Origin of the sequence: Rhodococcus sp. IEGM 1318 (assembly GCF_033142465.1) — a bacterium.
Taxonomy (GTDB): Bacteria; Actinomycetota; Actinomycetes; order Mycobacteriales; family Mycobacteriaceae; genus Rhodococcus_F; species Rhodococcus_F qingshengii_B.
In genome coordinates, this window is record NZ_JAWLSC010000033.1 from 1 (window position 1) to 17263 (window position 17263).

Sequence of the window (17263 nt, forward strand, 5' to 3'; positions counted from 1 at the left end):
CTGTCCTGGGTGGGGGAGTCGAAAATCTGTTCCGGCGGGCCCTCCTCGACGATCTTTCCGGCGTCGAAGACCAGTACTCGATCGGCGACATCGCGCGCGAACCCCATTTCGTGGGTGACGATGAGCATGGTGATGTCCGTGGTGGCAGCGATTGTTCGTAGTACGTCGAGGACGTCGGCGACCAATTCCGGATCGAGAGCCGAGGTGACTTCGTCAAGCAAGAGGATTTCGGGGTCCATGGCCAATGCTCGGGCTATGGCCACGCGCTGTTGTTGACCTCCCGACAGTGTGTTCGGGTGCGCGATTTCTTTGTCGGCGAGCCCGACGAGGGCGAGTAGTTCACGGGCGCGGGCATCTGCTTCGGCCTTGCTTCGGCGCAGAACGTGTATTTGTGCTTCGGTGATATTTTCCAGGACAGTCATGTTCGGAAACAAGTTGAACTGTTGGAACACCATCCCGATCTTGGACCGAGCGGCGCGTAGGTGTCGTTCACGGGCGGGGACCAACTGCCCGTTTTTGATTTCGTGGGAGAACGGTTGTCCGTTGACACGTACGAGTCCGGAATCGATCTTCTCGAGTGTCATCAGGATCCGCAGTATGGTGGTCTTCCCCGATCCACTCGGCCCGATCAATGCGACACGTTCCCCGCGCTCGATCGCGATATCGAGGTGGTCGAGCACGGTGTGCGTGCCGAATCGTTTGACCACGTGCTCGAACGAAATCGCCGAGCGGGTGTTCTCGTCAGTAGGCAAGACGTTTCTCCACTTGTCGGATGAGCACGGACGTGGGGTAGCTGGCGAGGAGGAAGATCACTCCTGCCATCGTGATCGGCTCCAGATATTGAAAGGTGCGAGCTCCGTATTGCTGTGCAGCGGTGACCAATTCGACCACCGTGATTGCGAAGAGGAACGGTGTGTCCTTGAACATGGAAATCGCGTAGTTTCCCAGCGCCGGTAGGGTGGCGCGTACAGCCTGCGGAAGAACCACAGCTCGCCACGTTCTCGTCGTCGGAAGAGACAGGGCTCGCGCAGCCTCCCATTGTCCGGCGGGAACCGCTTCGATTCCTGCGCGGTACACCTCGGCCATATACGTCGAATAGTGGACACCCAGAACCGCGATACCGATCTGCAGCGCGGAAAATTGCGGAAGCAAGTAGTACACGAACAGGAGTTGGACGACGAGCGGGGTCAGCCGGATGAACTCGGTGATCCAGCGCAGGGGAACTCGCACGTACGCAGGGCAGGTGCGGCGAGCGATCGCAATCACCAAACCGAGAACCGATGCGATTGCCATTCCGAGCACTGTCGCCAGCAAAGTGATCGTGAAGCCGTCGATCAGGATCGGGAGTGAGTCAGCGGCGCGTTGCCAACTCCATTCGACGCTCATCGCCCCACTCCTACGAGTTCATCGCCTCGATCGGGCTTGATGCTGAGTACTTCTCGCAGCGACGGCCCGAGACCGAGACGGCGTTTGGCACGGATCTCGACCACGTTCATCACCAACGTCAACGCATACGCAAGAACGAAGTAGACGATCAGCCCCACGCCGAACGCGAAGATCGTGTCGCCGGTCCCGCGGCGCAGCTGCTCGATCTGATAAGTCAGGTCCTGAAGCAGGATGAAACTGGCCAGGGCGCTTCCTTTGAGGAGCTGTATCAGCAGGTTCGTCAGCGGAGGGACCATCTGTACCCAAGCCTGAGGGAAGAGGACCTTGCGTATCTGCAGCCACGGTGAGAAACCCAGGGCGATGCATGCTTCCTTCTGCGCGATCGGTACAGCCGCCATCGCTCCCCGAACCACCTCGGCGCCGTACGCGCCGTAGTTCAGACCGAGCGCCAGAACTCCGCACAACATCGGTTCGAGTTGATACCCGAACAACGGAAGTACGTAGAAAAGCCAGAACAGTTGTACGAGAAGGGAAGTTCCTCGAAAGAACTCGATCACCACCCGCGCCGGATACCTCATCCAACGGTTGCGCACACCTACCGCATAGCCGAGGACGAGCGAGAGTACAAAGGCCAATGCTGCCCCACCGAGAGTCAGTGCGGCGGTGACCGCGACACCGCCGGTGATACGTGGCCACGCCTCGACAAGGGCATCGATATTCGTACTCATCGGGAGTTACCAGCTACCTCAAGCGGCTCCCGAGCACAACTTGTCAGTGGTCAGCTCCGGGTCGGGGAGTTCCTTTTCCGTAAACCCGAAGGGGCCGACGATCTCGAGATATTTCTGCGGGTCCGAGGTGATTTTCGCAAGTTCCGCGTTGTAGGCCTCACGAAGTTCGGTGTCATCGGTGCGGAAGACCGTCGCACCTGCTCCCACCTGAGGCTTTCCGTTGATCGTGGCGACGAAGGAATCAGTGACGTCGACAGCAGCGCCGGGGTTGTTGTTCTTCATCCAGTTCAGTGAGATGGCGGTCAATGCGAACACGTCAGCACGACCGGAGGTAACGGCGTCCATCCCGTCTTGCGGTGAGGCCACTTGGACAGCAGGAATGGCCAGTGCATCGGCGTAGTCGGATTCGATCGCACCTGTCATGGTGGCCAGTTTCGCGCCGGAGGCCGCGATGGACTCCATGTCCGTGAGGTTCTGCGGGTTGCCCGCCGGAACCATCAGGGCCGTCGTGTAGTTGAATTCGGGGTCACCGAACGCGGCCTGCTCACATCGCTTCGGAAGGATGGACATACCCGCACTGACGGCGTCGAAGCGGTTCGCCTGCAGTCCGGGGATCAGAGAGCCGAAGTCGGCGTTGATCCCTTCGACCGTGTCGATACCCAACCGGGAGAATATTTCGCGGTGCAACGCCACGGTTGCGCCGGTGAGTTGACCGTTCTCCTCGAAGCTGTACGGCGCTTCGCCGGCAAACCCGACCGTGATCGCGCCTTTGTCCTGTAGGGACTGCAGGTGATCGGCGCTGTCTGTGTCGCTCGTCGATGTGCACGCCGTGACGGCAGTCAGGAGCATCGCACCACTTGCCAGTGCGATCGACGATCGTCGCAGAGAGGTACCGCGAAAGTGCATGCCTGTCATGAATCGAGCCTTCCCGTTGTACCGAGGTCAACTGTGCCCAGGTCGGTGTTTCTCGTGGCGCCGTTACCTCCGATCGAGCGCGTGCGCTGCGCTCGACCGGGATCGGCGATCTTCGGTTCGAACCTAACACGAGCCGTGATCGAGGTAGCAACACCGCCGTCTTTCGCGCGGGTTCTGTCCAAATGTTTTTCCAGACAACGATGTTGAACACGCAGACGCACACGACTGGCGACAATGTCACAGTCGTATATCGATTTCGGCCGCGCGAAAACCAGGCATACCTGCGTAAACAGTGGCCGGGTGCGACTCGAGACGGAATTCCTCGGTTCACACCACCGGTCAAACGTGGTTGCATGATCGCCAGTCCGAGGGACGCAGAGCCTCTTCTGCGCAACCGAAGCACCTGCATGAGCGCAAGGAAACGATGAGAGCGAACGCGATCGACATGTCCACACCGCACAGGCGAACCGAACCCGACCCGGTGATCGACTGGGTGTGGGAGGACGGGCAGTTACGCGGTCGTACCGCTGACGGTGCCATCAGTGTGAGTGCGAATCTTCAACGTGCTCAATGGACCTGGGGTGCTTACACCCTCTTCGCCGAACAGCTCGACGATCAGGTGTGGTTGACCTTCGACAAGGTCGTCGACGAAGTGGGGCGTCTCGGTGTTCCTCACACGAGCGCAGTGGAGGTCTTAACGCCCTGGATGGGTAGGGCGGCGACACCGCTGCGGGCACTGAATTCGGCATTGACCAAGGAGAAGCTGTCGGCGCTGCCTGCTGAAGCCCAGGTTCCCTCTGTTGCTTATTCTGTTGTTGCGCAAGCTGTTCGAATTTTCGAGAACCCACGAGATGGGGTTCCGGCGGTACGAGAATAGCTGCGCACCGAGGGTAACTGTGAGACCTCCGCCGCTGACCGATCGACAACGCCGCCTCGGGCTCGTCAACGCCCAACATGCCCGCATGGCCCGTGCGCGAATGCTCCAGCAACTCAAGGCCAGTCAAATCGGTGTACGAGATGTTCTCGACGCGGCAGATCGTGACGAGATCATCGCCCGCATCAAGGTCGTAGATTTGATGAAATCGCTACCCGGCGTGGGACCTGTTGGCGCGCAACGCTTGTTGGACGGCATCGGAATCGACAGTGCGCGCCGCCTCGGAGGCCTTCGCGCGCGGCAGCGGCAGCAATTGATAGATGCCACCATCTACCCGATCCAGTGGCGCAAGAAATTTCGGTAGCGGATCCATTTCGGTAGCGGACCCGATGGCCGTCGCCGCTGCGGTAGCCGAATTCAATCGGTCGACTGATACACATCGGGGATACCGTCACCGTCGTCGTCGCGGGCCTCGTTCTCGGCGATGCTCCGGTATGCGCGGTTACGCAGACGAAGCACGATCGACGCCAACAGAGCAGCCAGAACGGAGCCGGCGAGAACGCCAATCTTGACATGGTCATCGCGCAAGGAGCCTGCACCGAAGGCGAGATCTCCGATCAACAGCGAGACCGTGAAGCCGATTCCCGCCAGAATCGCCACCCCGAAGACGTCGATCCAGGACAAACCTTCATCGAGTACGGCCCGGGTGAACCTGGCGAGGATATAGGTCGTGCCGAACACCCCGACCGTTTTGCCGACCACGAGCCCTGCAATGATGCCCAGCGCGACGGAATCGGTCAAGGCATTCGTCAGTCCTGATATTCCGCCCACCGTGACTCCGGCCGCGAAGAACGCGAACACCGGTACCGCGAAACCTGCTGAGACAGGCCTGATGCGGCGTTCGAAGTGTTCCGCCAAGCCTGGGCCCGCATCCGGGCCCCCGGCGGCCGGACTACGAATGACAGGGACTGCGAACCCGAGGAGCACTCCGGCCACGGTGGCATGGATACCGGATTCGTGTACCAGTACCCAGGTCGCACCGGCGAGCGGTAGGAGAACCCACCACGACCGCACCTTCTTCTGGACCGCCAGAGTGAACAAGGCCAACGGAATCAGGGCCGCCCCCAACATCGCGACATCGAGATCGTCGGTATAGAAGATGGCGATGACGGTGATGGCGAGAAGGTCGTCCACCACCGCCAAGGTCAACAGAAATGTTCTCAGGGACGAGGGAAGGTGCGTGCTCACCACCGCCAACACCGCGACGGCGAACGCGATGTCGGTCGCTGTCGGGATGGCCCAGCCGGCCAGTGCCCCGTCCCCGGTCCGAAGATTGACCAGGACGAAGATGAGCGCCGGGGTGAGCATGCCGCCCACGGCGGCAGCTATCGGAAGCGCTGCGCGGGCAGGATCACGCAGATCGCCCGCGACGAACTCTCGTTTGAGTTCGAGCCCGACGACAAAGAAGAAGATTGCCAGTAGCCCATCTGCCGCCCAGGTCTCCAGAGGCAGATCCAACCCCAATGCGCTGGGGCCGATTCGGAATTCGGAGAGCGCGTCGTAGGCGTTCGACCACGGCGAATTCGCCCAGACGAGCGCAACGACCGTGGCGGCCAGCAACAGAGCACCACCGACGGTTTCTCCGCGTAAGAGGGCAGCGATACGCGCTGTTTCCGTCCAGGAGCCACGTGCGAAGAGCGCCCGCTTGCCGGCAGGAGGGCGGGGCGGCTGTTGTGTCATGGGTGCAGCCTGCTTTCGGTGGGCACTGGCGAGAGCACTCTCTCGTTCCGAGATGCAGAGTTAGACGGTCTCGTCGCGGCCGCTGGCCTGGGCGTGTCCTTCTGCTGACTGCGCGAATTCGGGGGTATCGAAGATTTCGCCGCCGAGCGGATCGTCGAGTACTCCGTTGCCGGAGTATGCGATCGCACCGGTCGCGGGATCCACGTCGATGGAGTGCGAGGACACCTCGTGTACTGCGAGCACGAGATGCTCGTCGGTGTCCTGCTTCGGAAGATCCCGGGTCGAGGGAGCAAGGCCGGCGAAGGTGGCCGAGATGCCGCTGGGGTGGCGTTTTCCGCGGGCTTTCTCTGTCGGCAGCGGTTCCTCGCCGGTGGTGGCGCCCGAACCGTGCGAGGAGACGCGCAAGTATCGCGGGGTGGTGGCCACGTCGTAGCGGAACGCTTTGAGCATGGATACGCATGCGAGTACCAACACGATGGAGAAGGGCACCGCGGTCGCTATCGACGCGGTTTGCAGCGCTGTCAACGAGCCACTTCCGCCGACGAGGAGTAGTACCGCTGCGGCCACTCCCTCGAGCACCGACCAGTAGACCCGTGTGATCTTCGGTGTCTCCAAATCGCCGCCGGTGGAGAGGATGTCGATGACCAGAGAGCCGGAGTCGGAGGAGGTGACAAAAAAGAACACCACTACTGCGATGGCGAGCACACTGGTCACCGTGGACAAGGGAAGACCGTCCAGAAGGTGGAACAAGGTCGTGTTGGTGTCGACTGCCCCGTCAGCTGTGAGCATGTCGCCGTCGTTGCGCTGACGCAGAATGCCGGAGTCCCCGAAGATCGTGAACCACAGAGATCCGATGACAGTGGGGGCGAGCAGTACACCGAAGACGAATTCACGGATGGTGCGGCCGCGCGAGATGCGCGCGATGAACATGCCGACGAACGGTGCCCAGCTCATCCACCAACCCCAGTAGAAGATCGTCCACGCTCCAGCCCAACCGTCTTCGGCGAACGGAGACGTGCGCAGCATCAGCTCAGGCAAAGCCTGGACGTACCCGCCGAGGTTCTGCACCCACGACTGCATCAGAAAAAGAGTCGGACCGAGCACGAGGACGAAAATCGCGAGACTCGCGGCGAGAACCATGTTGATGTTCGAGAGCCACTTGAGCCCCTTGGATACTCCGGAGACAACGGAAAACGTGGCCAGCCCGGTGACACAAGTAATCAGGACGACCGTCAGCACGTTTCCGGTCTCCACCCAGCCGAGGTAATCCAGACCGGCCGAAATCTGTTGCACGCCGAAACCGAGCGAGGTCGCGACACCGAACAACGTGCCGATGATCGCGATCGCATCGATCGTATGACCGATACCGCCTTCGATGCGAGCACGTCCGAGGAGGGGCTCGAGCAGCCAACGGATCGACAGCGGGCGGCCCTTTCGGTACGTCATGTACGCCAGACCCAGACCGACGACGACGTAGATGGCCCAGGCATGCAGACCCCAGTGGAACATCGTCAGTTCCATCGCTTGATTGGCTGCGGCGTCCGTGGATCCAGCGACTCCGCCCGCGACGGGAGGGTTCACATAGTGCGAAAGTGGTTCGGCTACTCCGTAGAACACCAGGCCGATGCCCATGCCGGCGCTGAAGAGCATCGCGAACCACGAGAGCATCCCGAATTCGGGCTGCTCGTCGTCACGTCCCAACCGGATGTTGCCGACACGGCTGACACCGCAGTACAGCGCAAAAATCACGAAACCGGTGGCGGTGAGGATGTACCACCATCCGACGCCGTCGCTGATCGCTGAATTCAGGGAGCCGAACGCATCTTCCGCGGTTCCTGCATAGACCACGGAGAACACGATCATGGCTACGATGATGATCGATGCGGGAATGAAAACCGGTTTTCGGATACCTTGCCACGCTTGTTTCACTGCGCTCACGTGTCCTCCTCAGGAAGCCACCACATCGGACCATCACAAGCGCGAATACAACGCTTTGGGGCGTGTATCGCGCTCGCCCGACATAGTGACCGATGTCGACTAGTAGGCGTGCTTGAGCTTGTCCGACCGTAGAGGTTGACGCGGCGATTGCTCAAATCGCAACCGGTGAGGATGTGGCTTCGTTGCGATACGAGAGTTGGACGACCGAGAGGTTCTCCTGATTACCCAGCGGAATATCACATGGGCGCCCCGCGCTCGGGACATGTTGCCGGGCGCTCTAATGCCGGGGTAGTGTTCCGGCTCTGATGAGTCAGCAACCGAGGGCACATGAATAATCGCGACGCTGCTCCGATCCTGATGCCAGTGGCAGCAGCGATGTCGTGCGTTGTCCTGATGGCGATGCTGTTCTTCATCCTGTAGCGGACAGACGAGTCCACTCGTCGGGTCGCTTGCGCGTTACTACCCGATCCTCGGATTTCGCTCGTCCGCTTTCTTCACCTGTTGGCCGAAGCATATTCGAGCGTATCGGCGCGAAAGCATGTGGGAACGCCGCTACCTGCACGCCCTTTCCCGAGGGCAAGACATGACGGGGGACCGACCGTGAACAGAAAATCGGACCGAACACTTCCTCCAGCACACCGCGGCACTCTCGTCCGGCGACGCATCGTCCGACTGTTCAGCGCGCTTCTGATTCCAGCAGCGTTGACGATGTCGTGCTCGGCGAGCGGCGATCCGAACAACGAGGTTGCTGGCGCGGAGACCGGCCAGATGACAAGAAGTCGGCCTACCGTGGTGGCATCGATGCAACCTGCTGCGCCGCACTCGCGAATCGCTCATCCATCTCCCGGTACAGAAACCTACGAAGTCACCCCCGAAGGACTGACAACCGCAGTCAACGTCCCGCTCGAGATCTCGGCGGCAGAACTCGCCCAGAGTTGCACCGACGTCCGTCCCACGGTGATGACGTTCGGCGGCGATGTCGACGCGGTGCTGGCAATGATCCAAGCAACCGCCGTCAGATCGTGGAAGAACGCCACCCCTCCCGAGCAAGCAGCAATCATCGCAGCGCTGCGTGCCGCAGCGAGTGGTGAATGCTGAGTATCCATGGAGCAGGTGGTCTGCGGCGAATGTCTTGGTGCCCGGGGAATTGGCTGACCGGGCTGTACCCGTCCGCCTGGCGAGACGGCGGCCCGGCCAGTGCTTGCCCCGACACGTCTGGCTGCTGGTGACGACCGATCGAGACCGGGTGGTGGGCCTGGGGGTAGCCCGTACCTGCTCTAGATCCCTGGTCGAAACGAAGCCCGCCTCCGTGAATCTTCTTCGCCGATTTTCGATTCAGCGGAAGGGCCCATGCGTCATGGGCTGTGTGCTCGGCGTCGACGATGTTCGAGGAAAACCCCGGCCAGATACTTCTCGGCCGGAGTTTCGATTTCCGATATCCGGCTACTCGTACGGTGCGGCAAGACAGTCATACGAGTTCGGGGCTGCCGCGCACGGCCTGCCTACCGGCTGTCACTCGCCGGGGGTGGGTCGCTCTCGTAGTGACAGTGTTTGCGCAGGCTTACGAATTTTCTCGCTCGCGCCGCCCAGGGTTGCGCCGCTACGCTGACGTGCATGGACCGTTGGCCGAAGTACATCGTGCCCGCAGCCATTCTGGGCTCTGCCATCGCCGTCATCGCCTGGACTGCGACGTTGACGCATCCGTCCGGCGCGCCGCTAGGGCACGGAAAAGTTCGCTGAACACCGAAAGTGCTTGACCAGGAACGATAAACGTCAATCCCACGCTCCCGAGCCGCCGCGCCTTTTGATTGCCTTTACCCGGCGGTGGTGGCGGGTTAGGCTGCCCACGGTCCGCAGTGAGTGCACCCCCTGCAGTTGCGTGCTTGCAGCGGACCACCTGGATTGCATGCCCGGTGCCTGTTCAGCTCGGGTGTGTATCGGTCCGTCGGAGTCTCGTCACCTGTAGGCGCCGGCGGGCCGTCTGAACTGCGCGTCCGTCTCCCCGGACTGCGGCGCGCACCAGCCCACCCGGCGTCCCCGACGGCACGCCGGGTGGGCACTCCCAAGCGCATGTCGCCATCCGTGGCGGCCGGCGACATGCACGGCCCGCCGGATGACGTACCTCGCGGCGAACCCGGCGGGCCACCTCGGGGTTGGTGGTATCAGATCTCGCCGATGAGAACAGCTGCCGTCCTCATTGAGTTCGATGTGCTGCCCGTGGACACGTGTGCTGTTCCCTTCCACTCGGGACCTGCAGACTGACGCCAGAACCCGGGCGTGGCAGGTAGTGCACGCGCGAATGGGATTTTCACTCACTGGTAGTGACGATAGGAGTATCTCCGAATCAGCTCTTCTGCTGGTCAGGTTTCGCCGATCGCACTCGCTTCTCGGCGCGACGCAAGACGGCGCTGGGTCAACGCGTCAAGAACTTCAGCCTTCGTCGCGTCGTCGAATGCTGCACACGACCGTGATGTTTCGTTCGTGTGGCGGGTTCGGAGCAGTATCATTCGAGAGTGACCGCGAGCGGGGCACCGATTGTCCGCGTCGAGCACCTCACCCGGAAGTTCGGTGTTCGCCGAGGAATCGTCGATGTCGATTTCGGCATCGAGACCGGGGAGGTGTTCGGGTTCCTCGGCCCGAACGGTGCAGGTAAGTCCACGACCATTCGGATCCTGCTCGGTTTGTATCGACCGACGTCGGGGCTGGCGCGGGTGTTCGGGCTCGATCCGACACGCGAAGCCGCACAGATCCTGGCCAGGATCGGTTATCTACCGGGCGAAGTGACGTTGCATCCCAGGCTTACCGGCGCCCAGCATCTCGACAGATTCGCACACATCCGAGGAATGGCTGATCTGCGGTACCGGGACCAGTTGGTGGATCGGTTCGGTGCCGAGCTCGACCGGCCGACCCACACTTTGTCGAAAGGAAACAGGCAGAAGATCGGGCTTGTGATGGCGTTCATGCACCGACCCGAGCTGTTGGTCTTGGACGAGCCGACATCCGGGCTCGATCCACTCATGCAGGACGAATTCGCGGACCTGGTGAACGAGACCACGAAGGAAGGGCGGACCATTCTGTTCTCCTCACACGACCTCGACGAGGTGCAGCGACTCGTCGAGCGAGTGTGCATCCTGAGAGACGGGCGTGTGGTGGTCACCGCCACCGTCGACGGCCTGCGTCGAAGCTCGCCGCGGTCGATCGAACTGCGCTTCGACCACGACGCCCGCCCGGAGGTGTTCGCCCAGCTCGACGGTGTCCAGGTTCGTGCCTACGACGGTGGCTGGATCACAGTGACGGTGACCGGCCCGGTGGAGCAGCTGCTGCGAACAGCAGCCGATCAGGGCGCGGTAGACATCGCCGCGGGGCATGCGGACCTCGACGAACTGTTCTTGAGCTACTACCGAAGGACCCCCGATTCGGGGATGCCCGATGTCCACTGACGTCGTCCGGCTCGATCTACTGCTCCGTCGACGATCCATCGTCGGCTATTCGTTCGGAATGGCTGTCTACGCCATCGTCATCGTCGCGCTGTACCCGGCCTTTCAGAACGAAACCGGACTCGATCAGTTCACCTCGGAAAACTCCACCGTCGCAGCACTGTTCGGCATCAACGGATCGCTGACATCGGCATCCGGATGGCTGAATGCGAACCTGTACGCCAACTTCCTGCCCCTGATCATTCTGCTGCTCACCATAGGTTATGGAGCCTCGTGCATCGCCGGTCAGAATGAAGACGGGACCCTCGGACTGGTCGTGACCCTCCCGCTGAGCCGCACCCGAATCGCGCTGCAGAAGGTCGCGGCAATGTGGCTGGTCGCGGTGCCGGTGTCGCTGGTGACCGCGTTCTGTGTGATCGCCGGACGCGGATTCGACCTACGGATCGGCACAGGTGCGCTGATCGGTGTCACAGTGGCCCTACTGTTACTGGGTATCGATTTCGGGGCGCTGGCGATGCTGATCGGCGTTTCGACAGGAAGTCGTCCCATCGCCTTGGGCGTCGCGTCGATGATCGCCGCAGCTGCGTATCTGATCAATTCGCTTGCACCCGTAGTGGGCTGGCTTCGTCCCGCGCGGCTTGTCTCCCCGTTCTTCTACGCGGTCGGGGACAATCAACTCGTCGAGGGCGTGTCCTTTTCTGCGTTCGTCGTCCTCACCGCGATCGCGGTGGTGTTGTCGTGGAGCGCCATTGCGGTGTTCGGCCACCTCGATGTCAACTGATGCGCCCGTCGAGTTCCGTTCGAGCTGTGAGCGACCCGCAAAGCGAACCGCGCCAGGTGGTCAAACGCTGCCAACTCGTCACCTTCGAGAGCGGGGAGATCAATGCCTGGGCGCAACAGCGCCAGTGGTGGGCACGCTGAACGTGCATGGAGGCCAACTGAGGTCTCATCGAGAGTGAGAATGTTTTCCGCGCAGCGTTGTTCATGGCGAATTGCGGCATTTTTGCTCGGAAGAAGTGTCGTTTGTGATTGTCTTCAGCCTGTGTGCGAGCCACGCGTCCGCCCGGTGGTCATGCCGTTGTGCGGACCCCCGCACCGTCACTGTGGAACGGAGACGGTCGCGTCTGAGCTTGGGCCAACACCAACAAGCGGCATGCAGCCGGTTTTCTACGAGGTGAGAATCTGACCGGTGCCGCTGACCCAGCGAATCCATCCACCTTGAAAGTTGGTTTGCCGACCGTCCGGCACCTCGAACTCGTCGGACGTCGGTAGACCGAAGCGTCCACTCTCGAAGCCTTGACGCCCCCACGCGTCGAAGATCGCCCCGTAGACAGGATGGGTACCGGCTTCCGAGAAGTAGATGTTGCCGTGCTCGAACCTGTTGAACCGTGCCGAATTGTCGGGAGTGCTCAGCTCACCGCTGATGGGCCAACCGACTCCCGACGTCGGACCTCCGACCGCGGCGTACTTTTCCCCGATCTGCCCGTAGACCTCCCAGGCACCGGTGGACTCCGTCCAATAGATGGCTCCATCGGCGAATTGCTGGATTTGTCCACCATTGCGTTCCTCTTCGCCGTTGACGCAGCGACCGAGCGGACCGTCTTCCCCACCGATCGAGATGTATCGGGCACCGATCGCCCCATGGGGGAGACAACAGTTCGACCCGTCGTCGGAGAACCATGAGCAGGCTCCCACCCAGATCAGAAGCGCCAGCACCGCCGTCGCTCGGATTCCGCGAATGAACACCATGGCGCATCGCCCCATTTATCGACTGTCCTTCGAGCATCCCACACAGGGAGACGAGGGCACCAGGTTGATGTGTAGACGAAGTTTGCTTCATTTGTTCAGCGATTTCGCCCGTGCACCGTCGCGCAGCCGGATATATCCTCGAAGATAGGCGAACAGCGAGTTCACCCTCTGCTCCGGTAGGTCTCGAGACCAAGGAGAGCGCTATGAGCACACAAGATCCCCACATCGCGTCGGCATCCGGCACGCCCTTCCACAAACCGAAGCGGGAAAAGGTACCTCACTCGTCGACGTCTCCGACACAGTCGGACATCGAGCACACCAATGCCGGTCGAATGTGGATAGCAGTTGCCATGGGCGCCATCGTCGTCATCATTTTGTTGATCTTCATCCTGCAGAACACCAAGCAGGTCGCCATCTCGTTCTTCGCCTGGGACTTCGAACTGCCGCTCGGGGTGGCTCTGCTTTTCGCCGCTATCGGCGGGGTACTGGTGATGGCCTCCGTAGGCGGTGCGCGGATCTGGCAACTGCGCCGCGCCTACAGGAAGAGCGAACCTGCTCCGGAACCCGAGACGGACCCGAAGGACTGACACTTCGGCCCTACCCGCCAAGCGCGCATAATTGACCCGGACATTCGGCGCTGACAAGTTCCGCCCCCCCGGACAGATCGTTCAAAGACAGTTCGACCTGCCCGGTAAGGGGCGAAAACATGAGGCCTGACCACGTTGTCGCCCTGTGTGCGTGATTCGCAAGGGGTGTCCTTCGGGTCGCAGGTATCCCGCGTACTGGTTTGCCTCCGGCTGTTACTCGCCGGGGGCAGACCGTCGGGCGGGGAGTTCGTGCTTTCGTAAGATCTGCGAGAGGCAGAGCGGATCTTCAACCGGGGCCAGGTGCCCGGTCTTCGGGAGAAGCATCACCGAGGCGGTGTGATCCTTCACAGCGCGGTACACGGCTTGGCGGCGAGAGACCGGGTCGTCAGCGCCGGCCGCGACGGTCATCGGGGCATGCCGGGTCCAGATGGTGAATCTGTCCTTGCTCAGCAGTGGTCGCGATGGGGTCGGGTGGCAGTAGGCGCCGACGTTGCAGAACCAGGTCACCAGCTCGGGGGAGGGAATGAACTGTGGTCCGGTGACGTGTTCGAGGTAGTGCTGCGCTGCGTCGATGTCGGTGCTTCTGCGCCATAGGAACCGTCGCAGGGCGCCCCAGGAACAGCGGGAGCGACAGAGTCGCTCCGGGTTGACCAGAACCGTGCCGGCGACACGAGGGTGGGGTGTGGAGGAAAGGACGATGGCGCCGCCCAAGGCATGGCCTATCAGCACGATGGATTTCTCGCCGAGCGCGTCGGTGACCTCGTCGAGCCAGCGGCCGTAGTGATCGAGGTCAGCGGAGGCGGGCCGGCGGGCGGCGCTCATCCCTGGTTCGCCGGGTATGTCGACGACGAATACTCTTCGGGTGCAGGCGATCTCAGCGAGTGCGGGTTCGAGCAGTGCGGCGCTCAGTCCGGCGCCGGGGATGATCACAGCTGCCGGTAGCGGTGATGCCGAGCCGACTGCGAGCACGAGGGTGTCGCTCAATGACGTACGCAGTCGTTGCAGTGTCCAGGACAGTGTCCACGTCTGCAGGATCTTGCGCGCGGAGGTGTGCAGTTGCAGTTCGTCGCCGGGGCAGCGGAACCCGGATTCGAGGGGCACGTCACGCGAAACGATCGGGGTACGAGGCGTGGGGTGGTTCATGGCTCTCCTGGTTGAACGGGACAGCATCGAGCTGCCGCCGACCAGACTTCCCGGCACACCGTGCGCCACAGTAACCGACGATCGTCAAAAGTCAGGCATCCGATACCTACGGACACGCCGCCGTGCGGTGATGCGTCAGTTCAAACTCAGGCCGAGAGTGGTTCGTCGTATGAGATTGCCTCCTGATCCGAGTGGGCGGGTGCGCATTCAGCGTCCGCCTGCTTGGAGGTATGCGTCGATGGCTTGTTGCAGTCGGTCGAGGGCGTCGCCGTAGGTGCCGAAGCCGCTTTGTTGTGCGGTGCGCAGGTCGGCGAGGGCGCGGTTGAGTTCGGTCACTGCGGTGGTGAGATCGGATCCGGGATCGGCGGGTATGGATGGTGTCTGCTGCGGGGGTGGCGCGGTGGAAGGGGGTGGAGCGGCGGCGTCTCCGCCGGGGGCGGTGGCGATTGTTCCGGTGCCGGGCCCGAAGACTTGGTCGAGAGCTTCTGCGAGGGTAGGGGCGTATCCGACTCTGACGCCGCCTGTTCCGGGTTCTCGGTAGCTGACGAGGACACGGGAGAGTTGGGGGAAGGTCGAGCCGTCGGCTTGGGTGCTCAATCGTTCGGTGAACAGGGGTTCGACGTACAGGAAGCCGCCGCCGGCGATCGGCAATGTCAGGAGGTTGCCGTAGTGGATGCGGTTCGAGCGTTCGAGCAGGGTCCGCTCGGAAGCGACTCGGGTGTCGGAGATCATCGAGTTCTGTGTTTGTTGTGGTCCTTGGGTTTGGGTGTCGGTGGGCAGTCGCAAGATCTGGAACTTCCCGAAGTCTTCGGGGTCCGAGAGGACGGAGATGTAGGCGGAGAGGAACTCTCGGTTGAATCCGACCATCGCGCTGGTGAGCCGGAAGGACGGTTGTGCGGTCTCCTGGTCTCCGACGGTGACGTAGTAGGGGGGTTGGCCGGTGACCTCGTCGGCGCTCGGGTCACTCGGGACCGACCAGAAGGCGTTGTTGGTGAAGAATTCTCGGGGATCGTTGACGTGGTACTTGGCCAGGCGGTCGCGTTGGATGCGGAACAGGTCCTCCGGGTACCGGAAGTGGGCACGCAGATCGGGTGAGATGTCGCTTTCGGGTTTGACGGTACCGGGGAAGACGTTCATCCACGCGTCGAGGACGGGGTCGTCGCCGAGCTGGTAGAGAGTGACGGTGCCGTCGTAGGCGTCGACGGTGGCTTTGACGGAGTTGCGGACGTACGAGATTTCCGGGGCCGGCCGCGGTGTCCCCGAGACGGTGAGGGTGGGTTCGCTGAGCGCCCCGGGCTGGGAGTACGGGTAGTTCGCCAGGGTGGTGTACGCATCGACTATCCAGGTGATGCGGCCGTCGACGACAGCGGGATATGGGTTGTCGTCAGTGGTCAGCCACGGAGCGACGGTTTCGACTCTCGACGCCGGATCCCGGTTGAAGAGAATTTTGGACTCTGCGCCGATGGCGCCCGAGAACAAGATGTTCCGTTCGGTGTATCTCGCGGCGAACGCCAACCGGTTGATCCAGTTGCCGATGGGTATACCGCCGCTGCCGGTGTAAGTGTATTGCGAAGTGTCCGTGTCGTACTCGCGCGGTTCACTCTCGCCGGAGGCGCCGACGATCGCGTAGTCCGGGTCGGCTTGTGCGATCACCTCCCCGTAGTAGATACGGGGTTGCTCGACGGGAATGAGTTGCGTACCGGCTGATTGGGTGGCGATGTCGCTGACCGTGTAGATCGGGTATCCACTGTCGCTGGTGGAACTTTGACCGGCGACGTCTCGTACTGCGGCGTTGACGCGATTGGCCGGCGCGGCCACGAATCCGTTGCCGTGGGTGTAGACGGTGTGACGATTGATCCATTGGGTTTGGTTGCCGCTGAGGCTGTTCGGGGACAACTCCCGCGCTGCGACGATGTAGTCGGAGATGTCGCCGTCGAGGTTGTATCGGTCGATGTCGAGGGTAGGGGTGAAGCCGTAGAAGTTTTTCAGTTGTTGTTGCTGGGTGAACGTGCGCGAGAGGATCGTCGGATCGAGTAGTCGGGCATTGGCGGTGGTGGTGATGTCGGCGGGCACCTCCCGCGGTGAGCGGGTGCCGACACCGGGGTAGTCGAGGTACTCGATCCGATCCTCGCTCAGTCCGTACGCTTCGCGTGTGGCGGCGATGTTGCGTTCGATGTAGACACGTTCTCGGTCAGCGGCGTTCGGGCGCACCGAAAACTGCTCGACGAGCGCCGGCCAGATACCCCCTACGAGGATGGACGAGAGAACAAGCAGGGCAGCGGCCATCGCGGGTATCCGTAGGTCGCGCACGACGACAGCGGCGAAGATCGTGGCGGCGCAGATCACCGCGATAGCGACGAGGATCAGGCGTGCAGGAAGAACGGCGTTGATGTCGGTGAATCCGGCGCCGGTAAATGTCGGTTCCTTGCGCTCACTCCACAGCAATGAGTAGCGGTCGAACCAGTAGGCGATCGCCTTGAGCGCCACGAAAGTCCCGAGAAGGATCGCGAGCTGAATCCGCGCTGGGCGGGCGATCAACGGCAACTCGTCTGTGCGCTGGAATCGTATCGCACCGAACAAGTAGTGGGTGCACAGGTTCGCAATCAGCGCCAGAAAGACCACGACGAACAACCAGTTCAATACCATTCGGTAGAACGGCAGGTCGAAAACGTAGAAGCTGATGTCGTGCCCGAACTCGGCATCGGAGGTACCGAACGATCCACCGCGCAGGAACAGTTGCACGGTCGCCCAGTTCGACTGGGCGTG

Annotated in this window: 16 protein-coding genes; 7 read left to right on the forward strand and 9 right to left on the reverse strand. The window is 61.9% G+C overall.

Annotated elements, in window-relative coordinates; translation table 11 throughout:
* From ehuA to ehuB, 4 genes are all read right to left on the reverse strand, one after another.
* Window positions 1–752 (reverse strand): ectoine/hydroxyectoine ABC transporter ATP-binding protein EhuA (gene ehuA, locus R4P65_RS32360; protein WP_317829597.1); only part of this gene is annotated, 752 nt, incomplete at its 3' end.
* Window positions 742–1386, reverse strand: a complete 645-nt coding sequence (gene ehuD / locus R4P65_RS32365; RefSeq protein WP_256083005.1) for an ectoine/hydroxyectoine ABC transporter permease subunit EhuD — start codon at window positions 1384–1386, stop codon at window positions 742–744. The genes ehuA and ehuD, both read right to left, overlap by 11 nt.
* A complete protein-coding gene (ehuC, locus tag R4P65_RS32370; protein ID WP_317829598.1) occupies window positions 1383–2114 on the reverse strand; it encodes an ectoine/hydroxyectoine ABC transporter permease subunit EhuC in 732 nt (243 codons plus the stop codon). Before ehuC ends, ehuD begins: the two co-directional genes overlap by 4 nt.
* Window positions 2115–2132: 18 nt before the next feature.
* Window positions 2133–3029 (reverse strand): ectoine/hydroxyectoine ABC transporter substrate-binding protein EhuB, encoded by an 897-nt coding sequence (ehuB, locus tag R4P65_RS32375; protein ID WP_317829599.1) that lies wholly within the window; start codon window positions 3027–3029, stop codon window positions 2133–2135.
* Window positions 3030–3474: 445 nt separating this feature from the next.
* On the opposite strand from ehuB, the gene R4P65_RS32380 reads away from it, so the two are divergent.
* Entirely contained in the window at window positions 3475–3906 is a 432-nt protein-coding gene (locus tag R4P65_RS32380; RefSeq protein WP_317829600.1) for a hypothetical protein, read from the forward strand.
* Window positions 3881–4267 (forward strand): integration host factor, actinobacterial type, encoded by a 387-nt coding sequence (mihF, locus tag R4P65_RS32385; RefSeq protein ID WP_317829601.1) that lies wholly within the window; start codon window positions 3881–3883, stop codon window positions 4265–4267. The genes R4P65_RS32380 and mihF overlap by 26 nt, the downstream gene beginning before the upstream one ends.
* 53 nt (window positions 4268–4320) lie before the next feature.
* On the opposite strand, the gene nhaA is transcribed toward mihF, so the two are convergent.
* Both nhaA and R4P65_RS32395 read right to left on the reverse strand, forming a co-directional pair.
* A complete protein-coding gene (gene nhaA, locus R4P65_RS32390) occupies window positions 4321–5643 on the reverse strand; it encodes a Na+/H+ antiporter NhaA (RefSeq protein WP_317829602.1) in 1323 nt (440 codons plus the stop codon).
* Between the two features lie 60 nt (window positions 5644–5703).
* On the reverse strand, window positions 5704–7581 hold the full coding sequence (locus R4P65_RS32395) for a BCCT family transporter (protein WP_317829603.1): 1878 nt from the start codon (window positions 7579–7581) through the stop codon (window positions 5704–5706).
* 600 nt (window positions 7582–8181) lie between these two features.
* Here R4P65_RS32395 and lpqV point away from each other — a divergent pair.
* The 4 genes from lpqV (at window position 8182) to R4P65_RS32415 (ending at window position 11799) form a co-directional block, all read left to right on the forward strand.
* Window positions 8182–8679 carry a lipoprotein LpqV gene (gene lpqV, locus R4P65_RS32400; protein WP_317829604.1) on the forward strand — a complete coding sequence of 166 codons (498 nt, stop codon included), beginning with the start codon at window positions 8182–8184 and terminating at the stop codon, window positions 8677–8679.
* Window positions 8680–9195: 516 nt separating this feature from the next.
* Window positions 9196–9321, forward strand: a complete 126-nt coding sequence (locus R4P65_RS32405; RefSeq protein ID WP_257784575.1) for a hypothetical protein — start codon at window positions 9196–9198, stop codon at window positions 9319–9321.
* Between the two features lie 773 nt (window positions 9322–10094).
* Window positions 10095–11021 carry an ABC transporter ATP-binding protein gene (locus R4P65_RS32410; RefSeq protein WP_317829605.1) on the forward strand — a complete coding sequence of 309 codons (927 nt, stop codon included), beginning with the start codon at window positions 10095–10097 and terminating at the stop codon, window positions 11019–11021.
* On the forward strand, window positions 11011–11799 hold the full coding sequence (locus tag R4P65_RS32415) for an ABC transporter permease subunit (protein ID WP_317829606.1): 789 nt from the start codon (window positions 11011–11013) through the stop codon (window positions 11797–11799). Before R4P65_RS32410 ends, R4P65_RS32415 begins: the two co-directional genes overlap by 11 nt.
* 386 nt (window positions 11800–12185) lie before the next feature.
* On the opposite strand, the gene R4P65_RS32420 is transcribed toward R4P65_RS32415, so the two are convergent.
* Window positions 12186–12782, reverse strand: a complete 597-nt coding sequence (locus R4P65_RS32420; RefSeq protein WP_317829607.1) for a trehalose corynomycolyl transferase — start codon at window positions 12780–12782, stop codon at window positions 12186–12188.
* A gap of 188 nt (window positions 12783–12970) precedes the next feature.
* On the opposite strand from R4P65_RS32420, the gene R4P65_RS32425 reads away from it, so the two are divergent.
* On the forward strand, window positions 12971–13354 hold the full coding sequence (locus tag R4P65_RS32425) for a lipopolysaccharide assembly LapA domain-containing protein (protein ID WP_317829608.1): 384 nt from the start codon (window positions 12971–12973) through the stop codon (window positions 13352–13354).
* Window positions 13355–13567: 213 nt separating this feature from the next.
* Here the strand turns inward: R4P65_RS32425 and R4P65_RS32430 are convergent, their stop codons facing one another.
* Window positions 13568–14497: an alpha/beta hydrolase gene (locus R4P65_RS32430; RefSeq protein ID WP_317829609.1), complete on the reverse strand. Its 930-nt coding sequence runs from the start codon at window positions 14495–14497 to the stop codon at window positions 13568–13570.
* Between the two features lie 207 nt (window positions 14498–14704).
* Window positions 14705–17263: UPF0182 family protein (locus R4P65_RS32435; RefSeq protein WP_317829610.1), on the reverse strand; the 2559-nt coding region annotated here is incomplete at its 5' end.